The sequence below is a fragment of the Salipiger sp. PrR007 genome, from assembly GCF_010499845.1.
In the GTDB taxonomy this organism is placed as follows: Bacteria; Pseudomonadota; Alphaproteobacteria; order Rhodobacterales; family Rhodobacteraceae; genus Salipiger; species Salipiger pacificus_A.
Map to the genome: position 1 here is coordinate 190739 of NZ_JAAGOZ010000050.1, position 22557 is coordinate 213295.

Annotated in this window: 19 protein-coding genes; 2 read left to right on the forward strand and 17 right to left on the reverse strand. The window is 68.1% G+C overall.

Annotated elements, in window-relative coordinates; all coding sequences use genetic code 11:
• Positions 1–139: 139 nt before the first annotated feature.
• The 13 genes from recN to G0Q01_RS19985 form a co-directional block, all read right to left on the reverse strand.
• Positions 140–1792: a DNA repair protein RecN gene (recN, locus tag G0Q01_RS19925; protein WP_164192060.1), complete on the reverse strand. Its 1653-nt coding sequence runs from the start codon at positions 1790–1792 to the stop codon at positions 140–142.
• A 27-nt stretch (positions 1793–1819) separates the two neighbouring features.
• The gene (locus G0Q01_RS19930) at positions 1820–2674 is read right to left on the reverse strand and encodes an outer membrane protein assembly factor BamD (protein ID WP_164192063.1); all 855 of its coding nucleotides are present in this window, start codon (positions 2672–2674) and stop codon (positions 1820–1822) included.
• Between the two features lie 113 nt (positions 2675–2787).
• Complete coding sequence (gene lpxC, locus G0Q01_RS19935) at positions 2788–3708, reverse strand: UDP-3-O-acyl-N-acetylglucosamine deacetylase (RefSeq protein WP_164192067.1); 921 nt, start codon at positions 3706–3708, stop codon at positions 2788–2790.
• A gap of 267 nt (positions 3709–3975) precedes the next feature.
• Positions 3976–5631, reverse strand: coding sequence for a cell division protein FtsZ (gene ftsZ / locus G0Q01_RS19940; protein ID WP_108964980.1), 1656 nt, complete (start codon positions 5629–5631; stop codon positions 3976–3978).
• A gap of 382 nt (positions 5632–6013) precedes the next feature.
• Entirely contained in the window at positions 6014–7345 is a 1332-nt protein-coding gene (ftsA, locus tag G0Q01_RS19945; RefSeq protein WP_108964979.1) for a cell division protein FtsA, read from the reverse strand.
• Positions 7345–8265 (reverse strand): cell division protein FtsQ/DivIB, encoded by a 921-nt coding sequence (locus G0Q01_RS19950; protein WP_164192070.1) that lies wholly within the window; start codon positions 8263–8265, stop codon positions 7345–7347. Before G0Q01_RS19950 ends, ftsA begins: the two co-directional genes overlap by 1 nt.
• The gene (locus G0Q01_RS19955; protein WP_370457191.1) at positions 8253–9167 is read right to left on the reverse strand and encodes a D-alanine--D-alanine ligase; all 915 of its coding nucleotides are present in this window, start codon (positions 9165–9167) and stop codon (positions 8253–8255) included. Before G0Q01_RS19955 ends, G0Q01_RS19950 begins: the two co-directional genes overlap by 13 nt.
• A 207-nt stretch (positions 9168–9374) precedes the next feature.
• Positions 9375–10304 carry a UDP-N-acetylmuramate dehydrogenase gene (murB, locus tag G0Q01_RS19960; protein ID WP_164192076.1) on the reverse strand — a complete coding sequence of 310 codons (930 nt, stop codon included), beginning with the start codon at positions 10302–10304 and terminating at the stop codon, positions 9375–9377.
• Between the two features lie 51 nt (positions 10305–10355).
• Complete coding sequence (locus G0Q01_RS19965; protein WP_164192079.1) at positions 10356–10601, reverse strand: DUF2484 family protein; 246 nt, start codon at positions 10599–10601, stop codon at positions 10356–10358.
• A 58-nt stretch (positions 10602–10659) separates the two neighbouring features.
• A complete protein-coding gene (locus tag G0Q01_RS19970; protein WP_164192082.1) occupies positions 10660–10887 on the reverse strand; it encodes a hypothetical protein in 228 nt (75 codons plus the stop codon).
• Between the two features lie 13 nt (positions 10888–10900).
• Positions 10901–12298, reverse strand: coding sequence for a UDP-N-acetylmuramate--L-alanine ligase (gene murC / locus G0Q01_RS19975; protein ID WP_164192360.1), 1398 nt, complete (start codon positions 12296–12298; stop codon positions 10901–10903).
• A gap of 32 nt (positions 12299–12330) precedes the next feature.
• Positions 12331–13533, reverse strand: a complete 1203-nt coding sequence (locus G0Q01_RS19980) for a UDP-N-acetylglucosamine--N-acetylmuramyl-(pentapeptide) pyrophosphoryl-undecaprenol N-acetylglucosamine transferase (RefSeq protein ID WP_164192085.1) — start codon at positions 13531–13533, stop codon at positions 12331–12333.
• A 156-nt stretch (positions 13534–13689) separates the two neighbouring features.
• Complete coding sequence (locus G0Q01_RS19985; protein WP_108964972.1) at positions 13690–14856, reverse strand: putative peptidoglycan glycosyltransferase FtsW; 1167 nt, start codon at positions 14854–14856, stop codon at positions 13690–13692.
• A 165-nt stretch (positions 14857–15021) separates the two neighbouring features.
• On the opposite strand from G0Q01_RS19985, the gene G0Q01_RS19990 reads away from it, so the two are divergent.
• Both G0Q01_RS19990 and G0Q01_RS19995 read left to right on the forward strand, forming a co-directional pair.
• Positions 15022–16200 carry an NAD(P)/FAD-dependent oxidoreductase gene (locus G0Q01_RS19990; RefSeq protein WP_164192364.1) on the forward strand — a complete coding sequence of 393 codons (1179 nt, stop codon included), beginning with the start codon at positions 15022–15024 and terminating at the stop codon, positions 16198–16200.
• A gap of 68 nt (positions 16201–16268) precedes the next feature.
• The gene (locus tag G0Q01_RS19995) at positions 16269–16937 is read left to right on the forward strand and encodes a hypothetical protein (RefSeq protein ID WP_164192088.1); all 669 of its coding nucleotides are present in this window, start codon (positions 16269–16271) and stop codon (positions 16935–16937) included.
• Positions 16938–16958: 21 nt separating this feature from the next.
• Here the strand turns inward: G0Q01_RS19995 and murD are convergent, their stop codons facing one another.
• From murD to G0Q01_RS20015, 4 genes are all read right to left on the reverse strand, one after another.
• Positions 16959–18362, reverse strand: a complete 1404-nt coding sequence (murD, locus tag G0Q01_RS20000) for a UDP-N-acetylmuramoyl-L-alanine--D-glutamate ligase (protein WP_164192091.1) — start codon at positions 18360–18362, stop codon at positions 16959–16961.
• A 125-nt stretch (positions 18363–18487) separates the two neighbouring features.
• Positions 18488–19570: a phospho-N-acetylmuramoyl-pentapeptide-transferase gene (gene mraY / locus G0Q01_RS20005; protein WP_108964969.1), complete on the reverse strand. Its 1083-nt coding sequence runs from the start codon at positions 19568–19570 to the stop codon at positions 18488–18490.
• 18 nt (positions 19571–19588) lie between these two features.
• Positions 19589–21019 carry a UDP-N-acetylmuramoyl-tripeptide--D-alanyl-D-alanine ligase gene (gene murF, locus G0Q01_RS20010; RefSeq protein ID WP_164213757.1) on the reverse strand — a complete coding sequence of 477 codons (1431 nt, stop codon included), beginning with the start codon at positions 21017–21019 and terminating at the stop codon, positions 19589–19591.
• Positions 21016–22509 carry a UDP-N-acetylmuramoyl-L-alanyl-D-glutamate--2,6-diaminopimelate ligase gene (locus G0Q01_RS20015; protein WP_164192097.1) on the reverse strand — a complete coding sequence of 498 codons (1494 nt, stop codon included), beginning with the start codon at positions 22507–22509 and terminating at the stop codon, positions 21016–21018. Before G0Q01_RS20015 ends, murF begins: the two co-directional genes overlap by 4 nt.
• Positions 22510–22557: the final 48 nt, after the last annotated feature.

Here is a 22557-nt window from a genome sequence, read left to right on the forward strand (position 1 = left end):
CGGCGCCGCGCGCGTGGCAGGCGGCGGGTGATGCGTATTTGGAAAGTGAAGAACCGCACGGAAAACGATTGGGACGGCGCGCCGCGCCCGTCCCTTCTTCAATTTCCAGATACGCAAAATCCCGTGGGACGCCTGCGCCTCAGCCGACCAGAAGCGCCCGCGCCGCCGCCCGCGCCTCGGGGGTGACCGTGTCCCCCGCGAGCATCCGCGCGATCTCGTCCTCGCGCTCGCCTGCGCCCAGCGGGGTGACCGACGACAGGGTGACGTCGTTCTCCACCCGTTTCGCCACGCGCCAGTGATGCGCGCCGAGCGCGGCGACCTGCGGCGAGTGGGTGACGACCAGCACCTGCCCACCTTCGGCCAGCGCCGCGAGACGGCGGCCCACGGCGGCGGCGGTGGCGCCACCGACGCCCCGGTCAATCTCGTCGAAGATCATCGTGACCTCGCCGCCCTGCTCTTCCGAGAGGCTCACCTTGAGCGCCAAGAGGAACCGCGACAGCTCGCCGCCCGAGGCGATTTTGTTGAGCGGGCCGGAGGGTGCGCCCGGGTTGGTGGCGACGGTGAAGGCGACGGCATCACGCCCCTCTGGGCCCTCGGAGGTCTCGGTGACCTCGGTGCGGAAGACCGCGCGCTCCATCTTGAGCGGCGCCAGCTCGGCGGCCACGGCAGCGTCGAGCCGGCCAGCCGCCTCGCGCCGGGCCTCGGTCAGCGCAGCGGCGGCAGTGTCATAGGCTTTCTCTGTCCGGCGCAACTCGGCGCCCAGCGTGTCCAGCTCCTCGGCGGAATTGTCCAGCGCCGACAGCCGTGCCGAGAGCGTCTCTCGCAGCGGGGCCAGCTCGTCGGGCAGCACATTGTGCTTGCGGGCAAGGCCGCGGATGGCGAAGAGCCGCTCCTCGGTGTCCTCGAGCGCGCGCGGATCGAAGTCGAGCGCCTCGAGCGTGTCTTCCACCTCGCGCGCGGCCTCGTCGAGTTCGGCCATGGCACGGGTCAGCGCCGAGATTGCCGCGTCGAGTCGCCCCTCCGCGCCCTCGGAAGCCCCGTCGAGCCAGCGCAGCGCATCGGCCATGGCGCCTTCTGCCCCGTCGCTGCCGAGCGTGTGGCCGGCGCGGGCGATGTCTGCGCGGATGCGCTCGGCGGCCTGCATCATGCGACGGCGCGCGTCCAGCTCGGCCTCTTCCCCGGCCTCGGGCGCGAGCTTGTCGAGCTCGGCCACGGCATGGCGCAGAAAGTCTTCCTCGGCGCGCACCGCTTCGAGCGCCGCCTCGGCCTCCGACAGGCGCTTGCGGGCGTTGCGCTGCTCGGCCCAGGCCGCGCGGGCGGCGGCGAGCTCGGCGGTCACCGCGGCATATGTGTCAAGGATGTCGCGGTGCCCCGAAGGGTTCAGCAAGCCGCGGTCGTCGTGCTGGCCGTGCAGTTCCACCAGCGTTTCGGACAGGCGCCGCAGCACCTCGCCGCTGGCGCGTCGGTCGTTGATCCAGGCGGTCTTGCGTCCGTCGGCGCTGTTCACCCGGCGCAGGATCAGCTCGTCCGAGACCGGCAGCCCGACCTCGTTCAGCACCGCGCGGGCGGCATGGCCGGGGGACAGCTCGAAGACGGCGGTCACCTCGCCCTGCGCGGCACCGGCGCGCACCAGCTCGGCGCGGCCGCGCCAGCCGAGCACGAAGCCGAGGCTGTCGAGAAGGATGGATTTGCCCGCCCCGGTCTCGCCGGTGAGCACGTTGAGGCCCGGCTGGAAGTTCAGGTCCAGCCGGTCGATGATCAGCAGATCTCGGATTTCAAGCGCTCGGAGCATCCATTCAGGCGGTCGAGCCGCTCTCCCTCAGATCCACTGGCCCTTGATCATCTGGCGGTACACCTGTGCCAGCCAGCTGTCGCCCGCGGCCTCAAGTTCAAGCCCGCGACCTGTCAGCAGCTTGTAGCTGTCCTGGTACCATTGCGTGCCCCGGAAGTTGTATCCAAGGATCGCCCCGGCACTTTGCGCCTCTTCCACCAGACCCAGCGAAAGATAAGCCTCGACCAGCCGGTGCAGCGCCTCGGCGGTGTGGGTGGTGGTCTGGAAATCCTCGACCACGACGCGGAAGCGGCTGATCGCGGCGCCGTAATTCTCGCGCTTGAGATAGTAGCGCCCGATCTCCATCTCCTTCGCCGCGAGGTGGTCGAAGGCGAGATCGAACTTCAGGATCGAACTGCGGGCATATTCGCTGTCGGGATAACGCTCGATCACCGTGCGCAGCGCCTGCAGCGCTTGGAAGGTGAGCCCCTGGTCGCGGCCGACTTCCTCGATCTGGTCGTAATAGGACAGCGCCAGAAGGTACTGCGCGTAGGCGGCATCCTCGTCGCTGGGATAGAAGTCGATGTAGCGCTGTGCCGCCGAGCGGGAATTTTCATAATCCTTGGCCCGGTGGTAGCTGTACGCCTGCATGATCAGCGCCCGCTTGGCCCAGTCCGAATAGGGATAGAGCCGCTCGACTTCGCCGAAGTAGTACGCAGCGCGCTCGGCGTCGCTACGCTCCATCTCGAACTCGCCGCGTTCGAAGATCTGCTCGGCGGTGTAGTTCTCGATCGGAACCCCGCCAGGACCGGTTCCGGGCTGCTCTTGAGCCGAGCAGCCTACCAGGAGAATCGCGGAGAAAGCCGCCCCGATCACCGCATTTCGCGACCTGCCGCCTGCCATGCCCGACTTACCTCACATTCCTTGCCAAGCCCCCTCCGGGGCCTTGGCTCGGTCCTAGCACAGAAATTTCCGGGGCAAAACGCCTTAACGGCGATTTGAGCACGCCGCCGCTGTCAGGCAACCGCGGGGATCTCGTCGCGTTCGACACCGGCGCCTGGAAGGCGCGCGGACATCCGCGCATCGCACACTGTCAGCCGGTAGGCACCGTCTGTCGAGAAGAGCGCATGCAGCAGCTTGTTGGTGATCGCGTGGCCAGCCTTGAAGCCGGTATAATGGCCGATGATCGGCGCGCCAGCGGTGTAGAGATCGCCAAGGGCGTCGAGCATCTTGTGGCGCACGGCCTCGTCGGTGTGGCGCAGGCCGCCCGGCGAAAGGACCTTGTCGCCATCGACCACGACGGCGTTCTCGTAGGTGCCGCCGAGCGCCAGTCCATTGGCCTGCATCGCGTCGACATCGGCCTGGCGGCAGAAGGTGCGGCTGTCGCAGAGCTCACGCACGAAGCTGCCGTTGGCGAGGTTGATCGCCTTGTCCTGGGTGCCGATCGCGGCGTCGGCGAAATCGATGTGGAACTCCATCGTCGTGCCCTGCCCCGGGGACAGGCGCGCCCAGCCACCGGGGGTCTCGACCTCGACGGTCTTGAGAATCTCGATGGCGCGGACCGGAGCACGCAACTCGCGCACGCCGCGCGCGAGGATCGCGCGAACGAAGGGTGCGGCGGAGCCGTCGACGATCGGAACTTCGGGGCCGTCGATCTCGATCAGCGCGTTGTGGATGCCGCAACCGGCGAGCGCGGCCATCACGTGCTCGATGGTCGACACCGAGACGCCGGCGCGGTTTTTGATGAGGGTGCAGAGCGGCGAGATCTCGACCGCGTCAAAGCGGGCGGGGACGAGGGCGTCGCCGATTTCGATGTCCGTGCGCTTAAACCAGATGCCGTGCTCGGCGGCGGCCGGGCGAATGGTCATCCGGACAGGCGCGCCTGAATGAAGGCCCACGCCCTGGAAGCTCACTGCACTGCGGATCGTCGTTTGCACTTTGGTCACCTTTGTCTGGAGCGCCCCCTCCCCAGCGGCGCGCACCTTTGCTGGGAGGGAGATACTCACAGGGGGACAAGTTCTCAAATCAAGTATTGCAACGAAGTGAAACATGCGGGTTTCCTAATGGGCGGATGCACGCCGGACCTTCGCGAACCTCCGCCAAATACTTGGTTTACAACGAAAAACACCCTCTCTTCCGAGAGGGTGTTCCGACGCGCCTTGCGCAGATCGTGCACCCGCGCGAGCCCGCGCGGGTGAAATATGTCAGTTTGCCTGGCGGCGCAGGAAGGCCGGGATCTCGATCCGGTCCTGCTCGGGCGCCTCTTCCGGGGCCGGGGCGGGCGCCGGACGCTGGGCCTGCATCGGCGGCTGGCGGCGGGCCTGCGGCTGCGGTTGAGGCGCTGCCGGCGCAGCGGGCTGGGCCTGCTGTTCGTGGGCGTGGTGGCCAGTCATGCGGTTGATCAGCGAGTTGATCCCGAAGCGGGGCTTCTCGGCTTCCGGCGCGCGCTGCGGCTCGGCCTGCTGCGGACGCGCCCCGGCGGGCTGGCCCTGGCGGTTGTTGCGGGCCGCCGCGGCGTGCAGGCGCTTCATCGTGTCGGCCGACGGCTGACCCGGGGCGCGCGGCGCCACGAAGCTGTCAGGCGCGACATCGAGCGGCGCGTGGTCGGGCTGACGCTGGACCGGCTGCGGGCGGTAGGCGGGCGGCGGCAGACCGTCATCGGTCTCGGCCACCTCCTGCTGGGCGCCCCCCATCTCGCCGAAGAGCGACGGTTCGTCTTCTTCGTAGGTTTGCTGGGTTGCCACCGGAGCGTGCTGCGGCGCGGCCTGTGCGGCCACCGGCTGCGGGGCGACGGGCTGCTGCGGCGCCGGGGCGGCGGCAACGGGCTGTTCTTCCGGCTGGGCGAGCGGCTGCGACAGCGGACGGCGCGGCACGGGCATTTCACCCTGCGAGCCCGAAGCGTCGATGCCGGTCGCGACGACCGAAACCCGCATGCGGCCTTCCATCGTGTCGTCAAGGGTCGAGCCCACGATGATGTTGGCGTCTGCGTCCACTTCCTCGCGGATGCGGTTGGCCGCCTCGTCAAGCTCGAACAGGGTGAGGTCGTGGCCACCGGTGATGTTGATGAGCACGCCCTTGGCGCCCTTGAGGCTGATCTCGTCGAGCAGCGGGTTGGCGATGGCCTTCTCGGCGGCCTGGATGGCGCGATCTTCGCCGTCCGCCTCGCCGGTGCCCATCATCGCCTTGCCCATCTCGTCCATCACCGCGCGCACGTCGGCGAAGTCGAGGTTGATGAGGCCCGGGCGAACCATGAGGTCGGTCACACCCTTGACGCCCTGGTAGAGCACGTCGTCGGCAAGGCTGAAAGCCTCGGTGAAGGTGGTCTTCTCGTTGGCCAGACGGAACAGGTTCTGGTTCGGGATGATGATCAGCGTGTCGACCACCTTCTGCAGGTGCTCGACGCCGTCTTCCGCCTGGCGCATGCGCTTGGCGCCTTCGAACTGGAAGGGCTTGGTCACCACGCCGACAGTCAGCACACCGAGTTCACGCGCGGCCTGCGCGATGATCGGGGCCGCGCCGGTGCCGGTGCCGCCGCCCATGCCGGCGGTGATGAAGCACATATGCGCGCCGGCGAGGTGATCGACGATCTGCTCGATGCTCTCTTCAGCGGCCGCCGAGCCAACCGAAGGACGGGCGCCTGCGCCAAGACCCTCGGTCACCTTCACGCCAAGCTGGACCTTGGCGGTCGACAGGCTCTGCTGCAGCGCCTGCGCGTCGGTGTTGGCAACGACGAAGTCCACGCCTTCGAGCTGCTTGGTGATCATGTTGTTGACTGCGTTGCCACCAGCGCCGCCGACGCCGAATACGGTGATCCGGGGCTTGAGCTCTTCCTGGCCGGGCATCGAGAGATTGAGTGCCATGTGATGTTCCGCCTGTCGTTTATGACTTGTTTCGCGCCTGTCCTGCGCCTTGCGATAATTATTACCGGGATCCTAGCGCTGGGTCACGTAAAAAACACAGATCCACCACGAAATATGGCTTTAGGATTGACTATTCGCGCGAGATTTCGCCAGTCCCTACCAAGTCTTGCGTCTGACGCTTACGGTAATACAAAACACCTCAGGGACGCCCCCTGCTTGGCAGAAGGCGCAGCCGAATCTCTTTGTCTGTGTCGGAGATGCCTGCTCGCCTCTCCCTGACCGCGTCTTGCGCGCGGATCAGCCTTCATATTACGCGGTTTCTCTGCGCGGCGTCACCCCGAACTCTTCGTGAACAGAGCGTTTTCTGCGGCAAGAAATGCGCTTACCAGTTGTCGCGGAACCACTTCACCGCTTTCAGGAGCGACCGCGAGGAATAGCGCTCGATCGGGATTTCGAAGTCCCACCATTCGTCCTGCGGATGCGCCGCGAAGAGGCACATGCCCACCGCCGAAGCGAAGCCCGGTCCGGTGACGGCCTGCGGCAGCCCGTGCACGCGCATCGGACGGCCAAGGCGCACTTGGCTGCCGAGGATCCGGCTCGCCAGCCCGTCGAGACCGGGGATCTGGCTTGCGGCGCCGGTCAGCACGATCTGCTGGCTCGGCAGGTGCTCGAAGCCCGCCGCGTCGAGGCAGGCGCGCACCTCCTCGAGGATTTCCTCGACCCGCGGGCGCATGATGCCGATCAGCTCGGCACGGCTCACCTGCCGGCGGTCGTGGTGCCAGTCGCCGGTGTCGCCCGAGATCTCGATCATCTCGCGGTCGTCCATCCCGGTGGCATGCACGCCGCCGTAGAAGGTCTTGATGCGCTCGGCCATGGCCATGGGGATCTGCAGCCCCATCGAGATGTCGCCGGTGACGTGATCGCCGCCCATCGGCACCGCGTCGCCGTAGATCATGTGCTTCTTCATGAAGATCGACACGCCGGTGGCGCCGCCGCCCATGTCGATGCAGGCCGCGCCCAGCTCCTGCTCATCCTCGACGAGCGCCGCGACGCCCGACACGTAAGCCGAGCTGGCGATGCCCGCGAGCTCGAGATCGCAGCGCTTGACGCAATGGGCGAGGTTCTGGATCGCCTGGGCGTTGACCGTCAGCATATGCATATCGCAGGTCAACTCGCGGCCGATCTGGCCGCGCGGGTCACTGAGGCCCGAGCGATGGTCGAGCGCGAAGTTCACCGGCTGCGCGTGCAGCACCTCGCGGCCATGGCCCACGTCGGGCACGTCACAGGCCGAGAGCACCCGTGCCACGTCTTGCTCGGTCACCATGCTGCCGTCGATGCTCACCTTGCCGTCGAGCCCGTAGCTGCGCGGCTCGGCGCCCGAGAAGCAGGCGATCACGTGGTCGACCCGGATGCCCGCCATCTTCTGCGCCGCCTGCACCGCGGTGCGGATCGCGCGTTCCGTCTCGCTCATCGCGGCGATCTCGCCGAAGCGCACCCCGCGCGAGCGGGTGGTGGCCGCGCCGATCACCCGGAAGCCCGCCTGACCAGCCAGCGAGCCGACGCCGCTGTCGGTGCCGCGCTCGGTGCCATCGAAGCGAAGCACCAGGCAGGCGATCTTCGAGCTGCCCACATCCAGCACCGCAACGACACCGCGCTGCATCGCCGCCTTGCGCATGTTGCGCATCGCGCGCTGGGACTCGTAAAGCTCGAACATTATCGTTTTTCCCCGGTCTCGATGGACTTGATCCGCCAGTATTCCTGTGCCGCGTCCTGATGCAGCCGCAGCGTCGGGCGCTGCGCCAGCCGCAGGTCCACCGCCGCGATGTCGCGTGAAAGCATGTCGACGGCGCCATCCATCGCCATCGCCCGTTCGAGCGCCTGCACGGCGCCCTCTTCGGGCAGCAGAATCCGCTGCCCCTCGTCCAGAACCACGTCCCAGCGCCGGTTGCCGATGCGCTCCAACCCGCGCAGACGGCCCGCCAGCGGCGCCGCGGCAGCGAAGAGTTCAAGCGCCTCGGGCACGTCGGCCTCGGCCCCTGCCCCGGCGATCACCGGCAGTTCCGGATGCGCGGCACGGGTGCCTGCCGGACCGACGAAAACGCCGGTCTCGTCCCGCAACTCGAGCCCGCGCAGACCCCTCCAGAGCACCACGGGAACCCGTTCGACAACGGAGACCTCGAGCACCCCGCCCTGCTTGATCCGCAGGCTCGCCGATTTGACCGCGTCGAGCCCCGTGACGATGCGATGCATCTCTTCGAGGTCGAGGTCGAAGGAGCTGAGCGGGAAGTCCAGCGAGAGGATCTCGCGCACGTCCTCCGCGACGCTCTCACTGGCGCCGTCGATGGCCATGAGGTTGACGCGAAACTCCGGGCGACCCTCGATCTGGTCACGCACCGACTGCACGGCGCCGATAAAGGCCTCGCGGTTGCTGTCGATCGAGAAATACCAACTCGCGCCGCCGAGTCCGACCAGGAACGGCAGCCCGAAGCGCAGCGAGAAGCGGAAGAGCGGCGTCAGCATGAGCCGCTCGAGCCGGTACTTCAGCCGCGACGGCGCCGGATCGGACCGGAATACCTGTGCGCGACCGGCCTGCGCCTGTGGCGCGCGGGCGGGCGCGGCTCCTACCTGTCGCATGAGGCGTCCTCCACCATCCAGCGGCAGAGCGCACCGAAGGTCATGCCGCAGGCCTGCGCCTGCTCGGGGGCCAGCGAGGTGGGCGTCATGCCCGGCTGGGTGTTCGTCTCGAGCAGCACCAGCCCGTCCCGACCGCGACTCTCGTCCCAACGGAAATCGGTCCGGCTGAGGCCGCGGCAGCCAAGCGCCTTGTGAGCGCGCAGCGCGTAATCGAGGCAGGCGTCGAAGATCTGCTGCGGGATCTCGGCGGGCACCACGTGGCGTGAGCCGCCGGCCTTGTACTTGGCGTCGTAGTCGTACCAGCCCTCGGTGATGATGTCGGTCACCGTCAGCGCGCGGTCGCCGAGCACCGTGGTGGTCAGCTCGCGGCCCGGCGCATAGGTTTCGACCATCACCGTCTCGGGCATCTCCTCGGAGAGCTGCGGCGGCTGGTTGGCGCCATCCATCACCAGGTAGACGCCGACCGAGCTGCCCTCGTTGTAGGGCTTCACCACGTAGGGGGGCGGCAACAGGTGGCTGGCGCCAACCTCGGCCTTGGAGGCCAGCAGGCTGTCGACCACCGGCAGCCCCACGTCGCGATAGACCTGCTTGGAGCGTTCCTTGTCCATCGCCACGGCAGAGGCCAACACGCCGGAATGGGTGTACGGAATCCGCATCCACTCGAGCAGGCCCTGCACGCAGCCATCCTCGCCCCAGCGGCCATGAAGTGCGTTGAAAACGACGTCGGGAGACAGGTCCGCAAGCCGCGCGGCCAAGTCGGGCCCCGCGTCCAGGTCGATCACCTCAAATCCCTCATTCCGCAAAGCGGCGGCACATTCCCGACCGGAACTCAGCGAGACCTCGCGCTCAGCCGAAGGTCCGCCCATCAATACCGCCACTTTGGGAGCTGCCCTGCTCGACATCCCCAAAACCGCCTCGTTGCGCGGGCCATGCCCGCCATGCCTGCCGCCGGGGTTTGCCCCGGTCAGCTGCCCGCGTGCCGCTCAATTCGGCGCGCGAACCTGATTCACCACGGCGTGCGACCCTGAGTTGATTCTGGGAAGACTGCCGCCTCGTTCACCGCGCCCTGCCTGGGGGCGCTGCTTTTATAGTTGGAGCGCGTAACGCCCTCAGTTTTCAAGCGGATCGCCGACCCGCATGATTTCCCACTGTAGCTGCAAACCACTGTGTTGGAAAACCCTTTTTCGAACTTCCTCGCCCAGCCCCTCAAGATCGGCGGCACTTGCCTCGCCGGTGTTCACCAGGAAGTTGGAATGCATCGGGCTCATCTGCGCCCCGCCCTGCGTGGCACCGCGCATCCCGGCCTCGTCGATCACCTTCCATGCCTTCATCTCATGGGTGTCGTCCTCGCGCCCGGTCGAACTGAAGCCCGCCGGATTGCGGAAAGTCGACCCCGCCGTGCGGTCCTTGGTCGGCTGAGTCTCGTCGCGCTTCTTCAGCTGCGCCTCCATGCGGGCGTCGAGTTCCGCCGGATCGCCCTGCGACCCCTCGAAAACCGCCTCGACCACCACTGTGCCCTCGGGCAGCTCGGACTGGCGGTACTGCAGGTTCAGCTCGGCCGCCGGAAGGGTCACCAGCGCGCCCTGCCGGGTCACGGCGCGAATCTCGACGAGGCGGTCGGCGACATAGGTGCCGTAGCAGCCGGCGTTCATCCGCACCGCCCCGCCGATCGAGCCGGGAATGGTGCGCAGGAAGGTGAGATCCACCCCCGCCCGCGCCGCACGCTTCGCCACATGGGCATCGAGCGCCGCCGCGCCAGCTGTGACGCGGGTGCCTTCGGCTTCGATGCCGTTGAAGCCGCGCCCGAGGCGGATCACCACGCCGCGCATGCCGCCGTCGCGCACGATGAGATTCGATCCGACCCCCATCGGGAAGACCGGCACTTCGGCAGGCAGCGCCGCCAGGAAGTCCTGCAGGTCCTGAAGGTCGGCGGGCTGAAACAGCACCTCGGCGGGTCCGCCGACGCGCAGCCAGGTCAGTTCGGAAAGCGGGCGGCCCTCGGTGAGGCGGCCACGGACGGGGGGAAGCTGATCAATCATGCACAGGGTTCTGCCGCGTTCCGCAGCGCGGGTAAAGGCCCTGCGAGCAGCTCAGCCCAGCCGGGCGCGCACCCAGCGGATCAGATAGAGCATCGGCCAGCGCAGCACGCTCATCCCGGCCAGCAGAACAACCATCCCGACCCAGGGCCCGCTCTGCCACCAGACCCAACCGATCAGCGGCACCCCGAGCGCGATCAGCACATAGGCACGCGTCCAGTGATTGTCGCGCGAGGGCAGCATGCCGAGCACATTGGCCAGCACCAGCCACAGGCAGGCAAGAAAGAGCGATGGGGTCATGCTGCATCTCCGGCGGTCGGAACCAGACTGGCGCATGCCCCGCCAGCTCACAAGCCGGTCAGGACAGCATCCCGGTCAGGAAGCGCCGCACCGGCCAGGCCACCAGCAGCCCTCCCCCGGTGCTCGCTAGCAAGGCGGCGCTGCCCGAGGGATCGTGGTGGATCTGCAGCGCCAGCCCCGCGAAGAAGGCCAGCGCGAAGAAGAAGACGAGGCGGCGCAGAATCCCCAGCACCGCCACCGCCGAAAGAAGGACGATCACCCCCGCGATGGCCCAGAGCACGCTCACGAGCGCCCCCTTCTCAGCTTTCCAGCCGCGCAGGCAGGTTGTTGGCCCAAGCCGAGATCGTGCCCGCGCCAAGGCAGACCACCATGTCGCCCGGACGCGCCTGCTCGCGCACCAGCCGCTCGAGGTCGTCCTCGGACAGGATCGCGCGGGCATGGCGATGGCCGTGGCGGATCAGCCCGGCGACGAGATCGTCGCGGGTCGCGCCCTCGATCGGGTCCTCGCCCGCGCCGTAGACCTCGGCGATGGCGACCACGTCAGCCTCGTTGAAGCAGGTGCAGAAATCGTCGAAGAGCGTGTGCAGCCGCGAGTAGCGGTGGGGCTGATGCACGGCGATGACCCGGCCTTCCGATGCCTGCCGCGCCGCCTTCAGCACGGCAGCGATCTCCACCGGGTGGTGGCCGTAATCGTCGATGATGGTGACGCCGTTGACCTCGCCGACGCGGGTGAAGCGGCGGTTGACCCCGCCGAAGCCCGCCAGAGCCGCGCGGATCTCGTCTGCGGTCATGCCGAGGTGATGCGCAATGGCAATGGCCGAGAGCGCGTTCGAGACGTTGTGATCGCCGGGCATCGGCAGGGTGCACCCCTCGATCACCATGTCTTCGGCCTGGAAGGCGACGTCGAAATGGGCCACGCCCTTTTCATAGCGCAGGTTTACCGCACGCACGTCGGCCTGGGCGTTGAACCCGTAGGTGATCACCCGGCGGTCGGTCACCCGTCCGACCAGAGCCTGCACCTCGGGGTGGTCGGTGCAGCAGACGGCAACGCCGTAGAAGGGAATGTTCGAAACGAACTGGTAAAAGCCGTCGCGCAGCTTCTCGATCGAGCCCCAGTGCTCCATGTGCTCGGGGTCGATATTGGTGACGATGGCGATGGTCGCGGGCAAACGGTTGAAGGTGCCGTCGCTCTCGTCGGCCTCGACCACCATCCACTCGCCGAGGCCGACGCGAGCGTTCGAGCCGTAGGCGTGGATGATGCCGCCGTTGATCACCGTGGGATCGAGGTCCCCTGCGTCGAGCAATGTCGCGACCATGGTGGTCGTCGTGGTCTTGCCGTGGGTGCCCGCCACCGCGATGTTCGACTTCAGCCGCATCAGTTCGGCGAGCATCTCGGCCCGGCGCACCACCGGCAGGCCGCGCCGCCGTGCCTCGTCGAGCTCGGGGTTGCCCGGCTTGATCGCCGAGGAGATCACCACCACCTGCGCGTTCTCGAGGTTCTCGGCGCGCTGACCCTCGAAGACCACCGCACCCAGCGAGACCAGCCGTTCGGTGATCTTGGAGCACTTGAGGTCCGAGCCCTGCACCGCATAGCCGTGGTTGAGCAGCACCTCGGCGATGCCCGACATGCCGATGCCGCCGATGCCGACGAAATGGATCGGGCCGACATCGCCCGGAAGCTTGGTTGCCGGGCTCATGCGCGCGCCTTCCTCGGTGAAGTTCTCATGTTTCATCTCTGCCCCGTCTCCTGCTCATACGCCTGTTCTTCTTCGCCGGGCACATAGGCTTCCGGCTCCGCGTCGTATGTATCGTCGGATCCGAATCCTGCCAGTTCCTCGACCATCTGCGCCAGACCCAGCGCAGCGTCAGGATGCGAGACCGACAGCGCGGCGCGCGACATCTGCGCCGCGCCCTCGGGGTTGCAGAGCACGGCCATCATCGCCTCGGTCATCGCCTCGACCGAGAGCTTGCTCTCGGGGATACGGATCGCCGCGCCAGCATCGACAAGCCCTTGCGCGTTGACCGTCTGGTGATCCGCCAGCGCCGCCGCATAGGGGATGAGGATCGACGGACGCCCGATCACCGAGATATCGGCCACCGAGGACGCTCCCGAGCGCGAGATCACCAGCTGCGCCTCGGACATGCGTGCGGGCACGTCGTTGAAGAAGGGCTGCACCTCGGCGTCGATGCCGTGTTCGTAGTAGAACTTCGCCACCCGCTCGCCGTCCTCGTCGCGCGCCTGATGGCTGATGCGCAGATGCCGCAGCAGCTCCATCGGCAGGCGCTCGATCGCCGGGGGCACCACGTCGGACAGGATGCGAGCGCCCTGCGAGCCGCCGATCACCAGCAGCGACATCGGGTAATCGCCCGGCGGGATGTAGCCCGCCCCTGCCCGCTCGCGCACGGCGCTGCGCACCGGGTTGCCGACAGGAATGCCCTCGACACCCTCGGGCAGCCGCGTCGGCCATGTGCCGCAGGCCACGGCGTCCACCTTGTGGGCGAACTTCTCGTTCACCTTGCCCAGCACGCCGTTCTGCTCGTGGATCATCGCGGGAAGCTTCAGCAGCCGCGCCGCGCCGAGCGCCGGGATCGACGGGTAGCCACCGAAGCCCACGACCACGTTCGGCCGGTCGCGGCGGAAGCGCCGCGCCATGGACAGCACACCCTTGGCAATGCGCAGCGGCACCATGGCCTTGGCGATGAGGCCGCCGCGGGCGAAGGTGGCCGAGGAGACCTCTTCGATCTCGGTGGAATGCGGAAATCCCCCGGTGTAGCGCGCGCCGCGTGCATCGGTAGAGAGCTTCACCCGCCAGCCGCGCCGCAGCATGATCTCGGCCAGTGCCTGTGCCGGGAACATGTGCCCGCCGGTGCCGCCGGCCGCGATGACCAGAAGCGGCTGCCTGCCTTGGTCCGGCCCGCCGTGTTGCGCCATGTGCTCGACCTCGTTCCTGCGCGGGATCTTTTGCCCCGCTGGTTCAGCTCGTCACCGCGAGGGCACTCGTCTCGTGCCTCGGGCGCGGTGACATGGTTTCGCGCCCGTCTATCGCAGCGGGACCGGGTGCGAAAGCGCCCCGGCCCCGCTCCGGGATCAGCGCATTCTTGCGCGCAGGATCTCGCCGATCTCGCCCTGCGGCCGGGTGCGGGTGAACGCCAGCAGCATGCCGACGGCGATGCCGCCCGCAATAAGGGACGAGCCGCCATAGCTGACGAAGGGCAGCGTCATGCCCTTGGCCGGAAGCAGGCGCACGGCGACGCCCATGTTGATCATCGCCTGCACGCCGAACATGGCGGCAAGGCCGGTGCCGGCAAGCCGAATGAAGGGATCACGCTCGCGCATCAGTCGCAGCATCGAGCGCACCACCACCGTGGCGTAGAGCGCGATGATGACCATGACCAGCACCAGCCCGTACTCCTCGGCGGCGACGGCGATGATGAAGTCCGTATGCGCGTCCGGCAGCGACCATTTCACCTGCCCCTCGCCCACGCCGACGCCGAAGAATCCGCCCTCGCGGATGGCGTTGGTGGCGTAGCCGAGCTGCGTGGTTGGGTCGACGTCGGGCGTCAGGAAGCCGTCGATGCGGCGCGCGAAGTGCTCGGAGTTGTTGTAGGCGAAGGTGCCGCTCAGCACCACGAGCCCGGCGAGGCCAAGCAGCAGGAACATAGGCGCGCCGCCGACGAACCACATCACGCCCCAGCCGAAAAGCACGAGGCAGGCCTGCCCGAAATCGGGCTGCAGCGCGAGCGTGAGGACGATGGCGCAGGTGAGCGCGAAGGACCAGCTCTTGCCCGGCGGGCCGCCGATCTCCTGACTCGCGGCCATCAGCCAGGCGGCGACAACGGCGAAGACCGGCTTGAGGAACTCCGAGGGTTGCACCGAGGCAAAGCCCAGCGAGTACCAGCGCACCGCCCCCTTGCCGAAGTCGGTGCCGAGCACCGGCAGCGCCAGCAGCGAGGCAAAGGCGCAGGCAAAGCCGATCACCGCCGCACGGCGGACCATTACAGGGGTCATCAGCGAGGTGAAGAACATCGCCGCCAGCGCCAGCCCGCCGAAGAAAGCCTGCCGCTGCACGTAATGGAAGGGGGCGAAGCCGTTGCGCTCGGCCAGAGGCGGCGAGGCCGCAAGCCCCAGCAGGATGCCCACCCCGAAGAGCATCAGCACGCAGGACAGAGACCATCTGTCCACCGTCCGCCACCACTTGGGCAGGACAGGTTCGCCATCGCGCACGGAGACCGCGCCGTAGACCATTTCCGTCATGGGAATACCGCTCAATTTGCCTGATCGCCCGGGTTTTCCCGGATCTTGCGGCGAGGCTAGCACCTGCGCTGCCCTTTGGGAAGAGCGCGGGGCTCCGCCAACCCGTGCGACGTGCTGCAGCCGCCCACCCTTGCAGCGCGCGGCGATCCGGTGTTTCAGGGCACCATGCAGATCAAGACGCTCATCCTCGGCGCCGGCGCGGCCGGTCTCATGTGCGCGGCCCACGCGGGGCCGGACACTCTGGTCATCGACCATGCCCGCGCGCCGGGCGAGAAGATCCGCATCTCGGGCGGCGGGCGATGCAATTTCACCAACCTCGGCACCGAGCCCGCGCGCTTCCTGTCTCAAAACCCGCATTTCTGCAAATCGGCGCTGGCGCGCTATACCCAGTGGGACTTCATCGAACTGGTTTCGCGCCACGGCATCGCCTGGCATGAAAAGACCCTCGGCCAGCTCTTCTGCGACGGCAAGGCAACGCAGATCGTCGCCATGCTGCTGCGCGAGATGGAGGCAGTCGGCGCCGAGCTCTGGCTGCAGACTTCGCTGCGCGAGCTGACCCATGCCGAGGGCGTCTACACCGCCCGCGTCGAGCGCGACGGCCGCGAGACCGTGATCCGGGCCACGAACCTCGTGGTTGCCACCGGCGGGCGCTCGATTCCCAAGATGGGGGCCACCGGCCTTGCCTATGAGATCGCCGGCCAGTTCGGCCACGCGCTGGTGGCGCCCCGCCCGGGCCTCGTGCCGCTGACCTTCCCCGAGGGGCGCTTTGCGGGTCTCGCCGGGGTGTCGTTGCCCGCTCGGGTCACGGCGAATGGCACCAGCTTCGACGAGGCGCTGCTGTTTACCCACCGCGGCCTTTCGGGGCCGTCGATCCTGCAGGCCTCGAGCTACTGGCACGAGGGCGAGGAGATCACCGTCAACCTCTCGCCGGCCCTCGATCCCGCCGCCCACCTGCGCGCGGCGCGCAAGGGCGCCGGAAAGCGGTCGCTGACCACCGAACTGCGGCAGATCCTGCCCGAGCGGCTGGTCGCACACCTCACCGATCAGCTCGACCTCTCGGGCAACCTCGCGGATCTCTCGGACAAGCGCTCCGAGACGCTGTCTGACTCGCTGCGCAACTGGACCCTGCGCCCCTCGGGCTCCGAGGGCTGGCGCACCGCCGAGGTCACGCTTGGCGGGGTCGACACGGACGGGCTGAACAGCAAGACCATGGCGTCGAAAACCGTGCCCGGACTGCATTTCATCGGCGAGGCGGTGGACGTGACCGGCTGGCTCGGTGGCTACAACTTCCAATGGGCCTGGGCCTCGGGTGCGGCAGCCGGGCGGAGCCTTGCTGCGGGCTGAGGCTGGGCTCTTGAATTTGTCACCCGCTCGTTACATTTTGTCATGCGATTGTCACAACAGGCAGCGTCATGGCCTTCACCGACCACCCGACTCTTTATCCCAGCAACTGGCTCCGGGACCTGCACGCGCAGGTGCCGCGCAAGGTCGCGCGGGATGTCTGGAACCGCCTGCGCTACGGCGCAGGGGCACCACTGTCGGACGAGTTGATCCGGGTCGACGCCTGCGACGTGAACTTCACCTATGCCGGCAAGCCGCGACTGCGCCGCCAGCAGAGCGGGATGATCCTCGGCGGTGACTGGGACTTGCCGCGGCAGTCGGTCGAAGAGAGCCGCAAGCTGCAGAGCTGCCGCCTGCACTTCGAAGGCGGCACCCCCTGGCGCGACACCCCGCTCTTCCAGAAGCTGCTGACCGAGATCGCCGCGGGCAAAACGCCCGACGATTGTGCCACGGAAGAGGAGCTGGTGACGCGCTACCAGCGCCTCGACGCGGTCTTCGAGCAGACGCGCCGCCTTGGCCGCCTGCTGTCGCGCGCCGAGCTGCCTGAGTATTTCCGCCGCGAGCACGGCGGCATCCTGCTGCATGTGGGGCGCGACGGCACCTTGCTGCGCGCCGGTGGCGGCGCGCACCGTTTTGCCATCGCGCGAATCCTCAACCTCAAGAAGATCCCCGCGCAACTTGGCGTGGTGCACCCGCAGGCCTATAACGGCGGGCTGCTGGCGGAGCTGCGCGCGGCCTGACGCCCCTTGCCCCGGCGGGGCTCAGAGCGCGGCGCGCACTTTTGCCGCGAAATCCTCGCCGCGCTTTTCGAAGCTGTCGTATTGGTCAAAACTCGCCGCAGCAGGCGCCAGAAGCACCACGTCGCCCGGCTGCGCCTCGGCGCGGGCTTTGGCTACAGCGGTCGCCATGTCGGTGCAGATCTCGGCCTCGACCCCAGGCAGGCCGAGCGCGAAAGTCGCGGCCTCGCGGCCGATGACATAGGCCTTGGTCACGTTGCCCAGACCCGGCGCAAGGCCCGAAAGCCCGCCCTCCTTCATCAACCCGCCGCAGATCCAGCGGATGTTGCTGAACGCCTGAAGCGCCTTCACCGCCGCGTCGACGTTGGTGGCCTTGCTGTCATTGACGTAGCTCACCCCGTCCGCCTCGGCGACGATCTGGCTGCGGTGCGGCAGCCCCTCGAAGCTGTGGAAGGCCGCCTCGATCTGCCGCGGCGCCACACCGAGCGCCCGGCAGGCCGCATAGGCGGCGCAGGCGTTCTGGTGGTTGTGCGCCCCCGGCAGCCCCTTGACGGGGCGCAGGTCGATGGACGCCACCTGCCGCCCCTTGCGCCATTCGGTGAGGAACCCCTTGCGCGCATAGACCAGCCAGCCCGGCCCGCCGAGCTTGGTGCCGGACGACACGCGGATCACCCGGTCGTCGGTCGCCGCCTCGGCAAGCTGGTTGGCGAGGTAGAGCCCCTCCTTCTCGTCCACGCCGATGACGCAGCGGTCCGGGCCGCCCTCGGCGAAGAGCCGGCGCTTGGCGGCGAAATAGCCGCCCATGCCTGCGTGCCGGTCGAGATGGTCGGGCGAGAGGTTGGTGAAGACCGCCACGTCCGGGGTCAGCGCGCGGGCGAGATCTGTCTGGTAGCTCGACAGCTCCAGCACGACGAGCCCGCCGTCCCCCGGCGGGTCGATGTCGAGCACGCCCCGACCGATGTTGCCGGCAAGCTGGCTCTCACGCCCCGAGCTCTGGAGGATATGATGGATCAGCGCCGAGGTGGTCGACTTGCCGTTTGAGCCGGTCACCGCCACGACGCGCGGCGGCATGTCGTACATGTCCCAGTCGGACCCGGCGGCAGAGAGCGCGCGGAAGAACAGGCCGATGTCGTTGTCAACCGGCACACCCGCCGCCCAGGCGGCGGCGATCACCGGGTTCGGCTCGGGGTAGAGATGCGGGATGCCCGGCGAGACCACCAGCCAGTCGACGCCGTCGAAGCCGCCCTCCCGGCCCAGCTCGCGGCTTTCGAAGCCCTCGGTCTCGGCCGTTTCGCGCGCAGAGGCATTGTCGTCCCAGACCAGAACCGAGGCGCCGCCCTCACGCAGCGCCCGCGCCGCCGAAAGCCCCGAGCGCCCGAGCCCAAGCACCGCGACGGTGCGCTCCTCAAAGCCGGATACCGGAATCATGCCACTGCCCTCATGCCTGCGATTGCCCTTGCTTCACGGCTAGCGCATCGGCGCGGCGCGCACCAGAGCGCGGCAAATCTCAAACGAGATTTGCACCCTCCTTCGAAGGAGGGTGCGCCCCCGCCTCAGCGCAGCTTCAGCGTGGCGAGGCCGATCAGCGCCAGGATCAGCGAGATGATCCAGAAGCGGATGACGATCTGCGGCTCGGCCCAGCCCTTCTTCTCGTAGTGGTGGTGGATCGGCGCCATCAGGAACACCCGCTTGCCGGTGCGCTTGAAGTAGAGCACCTGGATGATCACCGAGAGCGCCTCGACCACGAAGAGCCCACCGACAATGGCCAGCACGATCTCGTGCTTGGTGGCCACCGCGATGGCGCCGAGCGCGCCGCCCAATGCCAGCGAGCCGGTGTCGCCCATGAAGACCGCCGCGGGCGGCGCGTTGTACCATAGGAAACCGAGCCCGCCGCCGATCAGCGCGGCGGTAAAGATCAGGATCTCGCCGGTGCCGGGCACATAGTGCACGTCAAGATACTCGGTGAAGTCCGTGCGCCCCACGGCATAGGCGATGATGCCGAGCGTGCCGCCCGCGATCATCACCGGCATGATCGCGAGCCCGTCAAGCCCGTCGGTCAGGTTCACCGCGTTGGCAGCACCGACGATGACGATCATCGCGAAGGGCACGAAGACCCAGCCCAGATCCAGCAGCGCGTTCTTGAACACCGGAAACGCCAGCTGGCCGGTCAGATCCGCAGGGTGCAGCCAGGCTGCCCAGGTCGCCGCAATCGCCGCGATGCCAAAGCCGATGGCAAGGCGCACCTTGCCCGAGACGCCGTCTGTATTCTGCTTCTTCACCTTGGCATAGTCGTCGGCGAAGCCGATCGCCGCGTAGCCCATGGTGACGAAGAGCACCATCCAGACAAAGCCGTTGTCGAGCCGCGCCCAGAGCAGCGTCGAGGTCAGCAGCGCGCCGACGATGAGCAGGCCGCCCATGGTCGGGGTGCCAGCCTTGACGAAATGCCCCTCGGGGCCGTCGGTGCGGATCGGCTGGCCCTTGCCCTGCCGCTTGCGCAGCACGTCGATCAGCGGACGCCCGAAGAGAAAGCCGAAGATCAGCGCGGTCAGAAACGCTCCGCCCGCCCGGAAAGTGATGTAGCGGAAGAGATTGAAGACATCGCCGCCGTCACTCAGTCCAGTCAGCCAGTAGAGCATGAGCCCCGGTCCTTCTTGTCAGATCGTGGCGGGCGCATGACCCATTTTGTGGATCGCGTCAACCACGCGCGCCAGCGCCATCGAGAGCGAGCCCTTCACCAGCACCACGTCGCCGGCGTCGAGGTCGTGGCGCACCCGCTGGGCCATGGCGGCGCTGGTCTCGGCCCAATGGCCGCGCTTGCGCTCGGGCAGCGCCTCCCAGAGGTCGCGCATGAGCGGGCCCACGCAATGCACGATGTCGATGTTTGCCATCGCAGGGTGCTCGGCCAGCGCCGCGTGCAGCGCGTGCTCCTGTGCGCCAAGCTCCTTCATGTCGCCGAGATAGGCGATGCGCCGACCATGATCGACACGCCCGATGCCGTCCTTGGGTTTGGCCCCGGCAAGAACCTCGAGCGATGCGCCAAGCGAAGCGGGGTTGGCATTGTAGGCGTCGTCGATGAGCTCGAGCGTCAACTGCGTCTCGACCGGGTCGAGGGTGATGACCTCGCGCAGGCCCCGTCCCGCCCCGGGCTCCCATTGACCGAGCGCGGTGATCGCCATGGCCCGGTCCAGCCCCAGCGCGTGTACCACCGCCAGAACGCCCATGGCGTTGACGGCAAAGTGACGGCCCGGCACCGCGACCTTGTAGAGGACATGTGTCCGCCAGGCGCGGCCCTGCGCCACGGTGGCCGCGTCGCAGATGGTAACCTGCTCGACCCTGTGATGGTTGCCCGCCGCCTCGCCAAAGGTGATGACCTGCTCGGCCCTCGCCTCGGCCAGTTCGATCAGCAGTGGCGAAACCTCGAGATCGCCGTTGACCACCGCGATGCCGCCCGGCTCCAGCCCCTCGAAGATCGCCGCCTTCTCGCGGGCGATGCCCTCGAGGCTCTCGAAGGCCGCCAGATGCGCCGGCGCGACAATGGTGATCATCGCCACATGCGGCCGCGCCATGCACGACAGCGGCGCGATCTCGCCAGGGTGGTTCATGCCGATCTCGATGACCGCGAAATCAACGTCTGCGGGCATGCGCGCCAGCGTCAGCGGCACGCCCCAATGGTTGTTGTAGCTCTTCTCGGCGGCATGCACGGTGCCCTGCGCGCTCAGAACGGTGCGCAGCATCTCCTTGGTCGAGGTCTTGCCGACCGAGCCGGTCACCGCCACCACCTGCGCCCGGGTGCGGGCACGCGCGGCGCGCCCCAGCGCCTCGAGCCCGGTCAGCACGTCGTCCACCAGCAAGAGCGGCGCGCCCTCGGGAACCCCTTCGGGAATATGGCTGACGAGCGCAGCGGCGGCGCCCTTTTCCAGCGCCTGCGCGACGAACCCATGCCCGTCCCGTGCCGCCTTCAACGCGACGAAAAGGTCACCCTTCTGAATCGTCCGCGTGTCGATCGACACACCGCTGACCGTCCAATCCCCGATGGCCCGCCCGCCTGTGGCGCGCGCTGCGTCTTCTGCCGTCCAGAGCGTCACAGGCCTCTCCCGTCCAGCGCCGCCACGGCGACACTCGCCTGCTCGACATCGTCAAAGGGGTAAATGGTGTCGCCGACGATCTGGCCGGTCTCGTGACCCTTGCCGAGGATCATCAGCGCATCGCCGGGCTGCAGCATGTCGACGCCGCGCAGGATGGCCTCGGCACGGTCGCCGACCTCGAGCGCGCCGGGCGCGCCGCCCAGCACCTGCGCGCGGATCGAGCCGGGCTCCTCGGAGCGCGGGTTGTCGTCCGACACGATCACCATGTCGGCGTGTTCGGTGGCGGCCGCGCCCATCAGCGGGCGCTTGCCCGGGTCGCGGTCACCGCCCGCGCCCACGATGGCGATCAGCCGGCCCATGACATGCGGGCGCAGCGCCTGCAGCGCGGTCGCGACCGCGTCAGGCGTATGGGCAAAGTCGACATACACCGCCGCGCCATTGTCGCGGGTCGCGGCAAGCTGCATGCGCCCGCGCACCGTCTCGAGCCGTTCCAACGCCGGGAAGACCTGCTCGGGATCGGCGCCGCAGGCCAGCGCGAGACCGGCTGCCAGCGCTGCGTTCTGCCCCTGGAAGCCACCGATGAGGCCGAGCCGAAGCTGTTGCACCGCGCCGCGCCAGTCGAGCCGCAGGTCCTGCCCCGTGGCATGGAAGCGCTGACCGAGGATGCGGAGGTCGCAGCCCGTCGCCTCGCCGACCGAGATCACCTTCTGGCCGCGGGCGCGGGCGATGGCCATCATGTCGATGCCGCGCGGGTCGTCGATGTTGATCACCGCGACGCCTTCGTCGGGCAGCACACGCGCGAAAAGCCCGGCCTTGGCGGCGAAATACTCCTCGAAATCCGCGTGGTAGTCGAGGTGATCCTGGGTGAAGTTGGTGAAGCCCGCGGCCTTCAGCTGCACGCCGTCGAGGCGGCGCTGGTCGAGCCCGTGGCTTGAGGCCTCCATGGCGCAGTGATCGACTCCGGCCTCGGCGGCACCGGCAAGCGCGCGATGCAGGGTGATCGGCTCGGGCGTGGTGTGCTTGAGCGGCGCCTGCCAGTCGCCCTCGACCCCGGTTGTGCCGAGGTTGATGGCGCGAAAGCCCATGTCCTGCCAGATGTGGCGCAGGAAGGTGGCGACCGAGGTCTTGCCGTTGGTGCCGGTCACCGCCACGGTGACCTCGGGCTGCGCGCCGAACCAGAGCGCGGCGGCATAGGCCAGCGTCTGCCGCGCATCCGCAGCGATGACCAGCGCGGCCTCGGAGCCCGCGAGCGCCTCGGCAGCCAGAGCGGCGCCTTCGGCATCGGTGAGAATGGCAGAGGCGCCCTGTTCAAGCGCCGTGGGGATGAAGGCCGCGCCGTGCACCTTGGTGCCCGGAAGCGCGGCAAAGAGGTGTCCCGAGGTCACCTCGCGACTGTCGACCGACAGTCCCGTCACCCGCGCCTCGCGACCGCCCCGTGCGGTCAAACCCAGCTCGCTGAGGCTTTTGCCCTCTCCAATGACGGCGCCCATGACGGCCCTTTCATCTTTGTATTCCGGATATACACGGCCCCGAAAAAC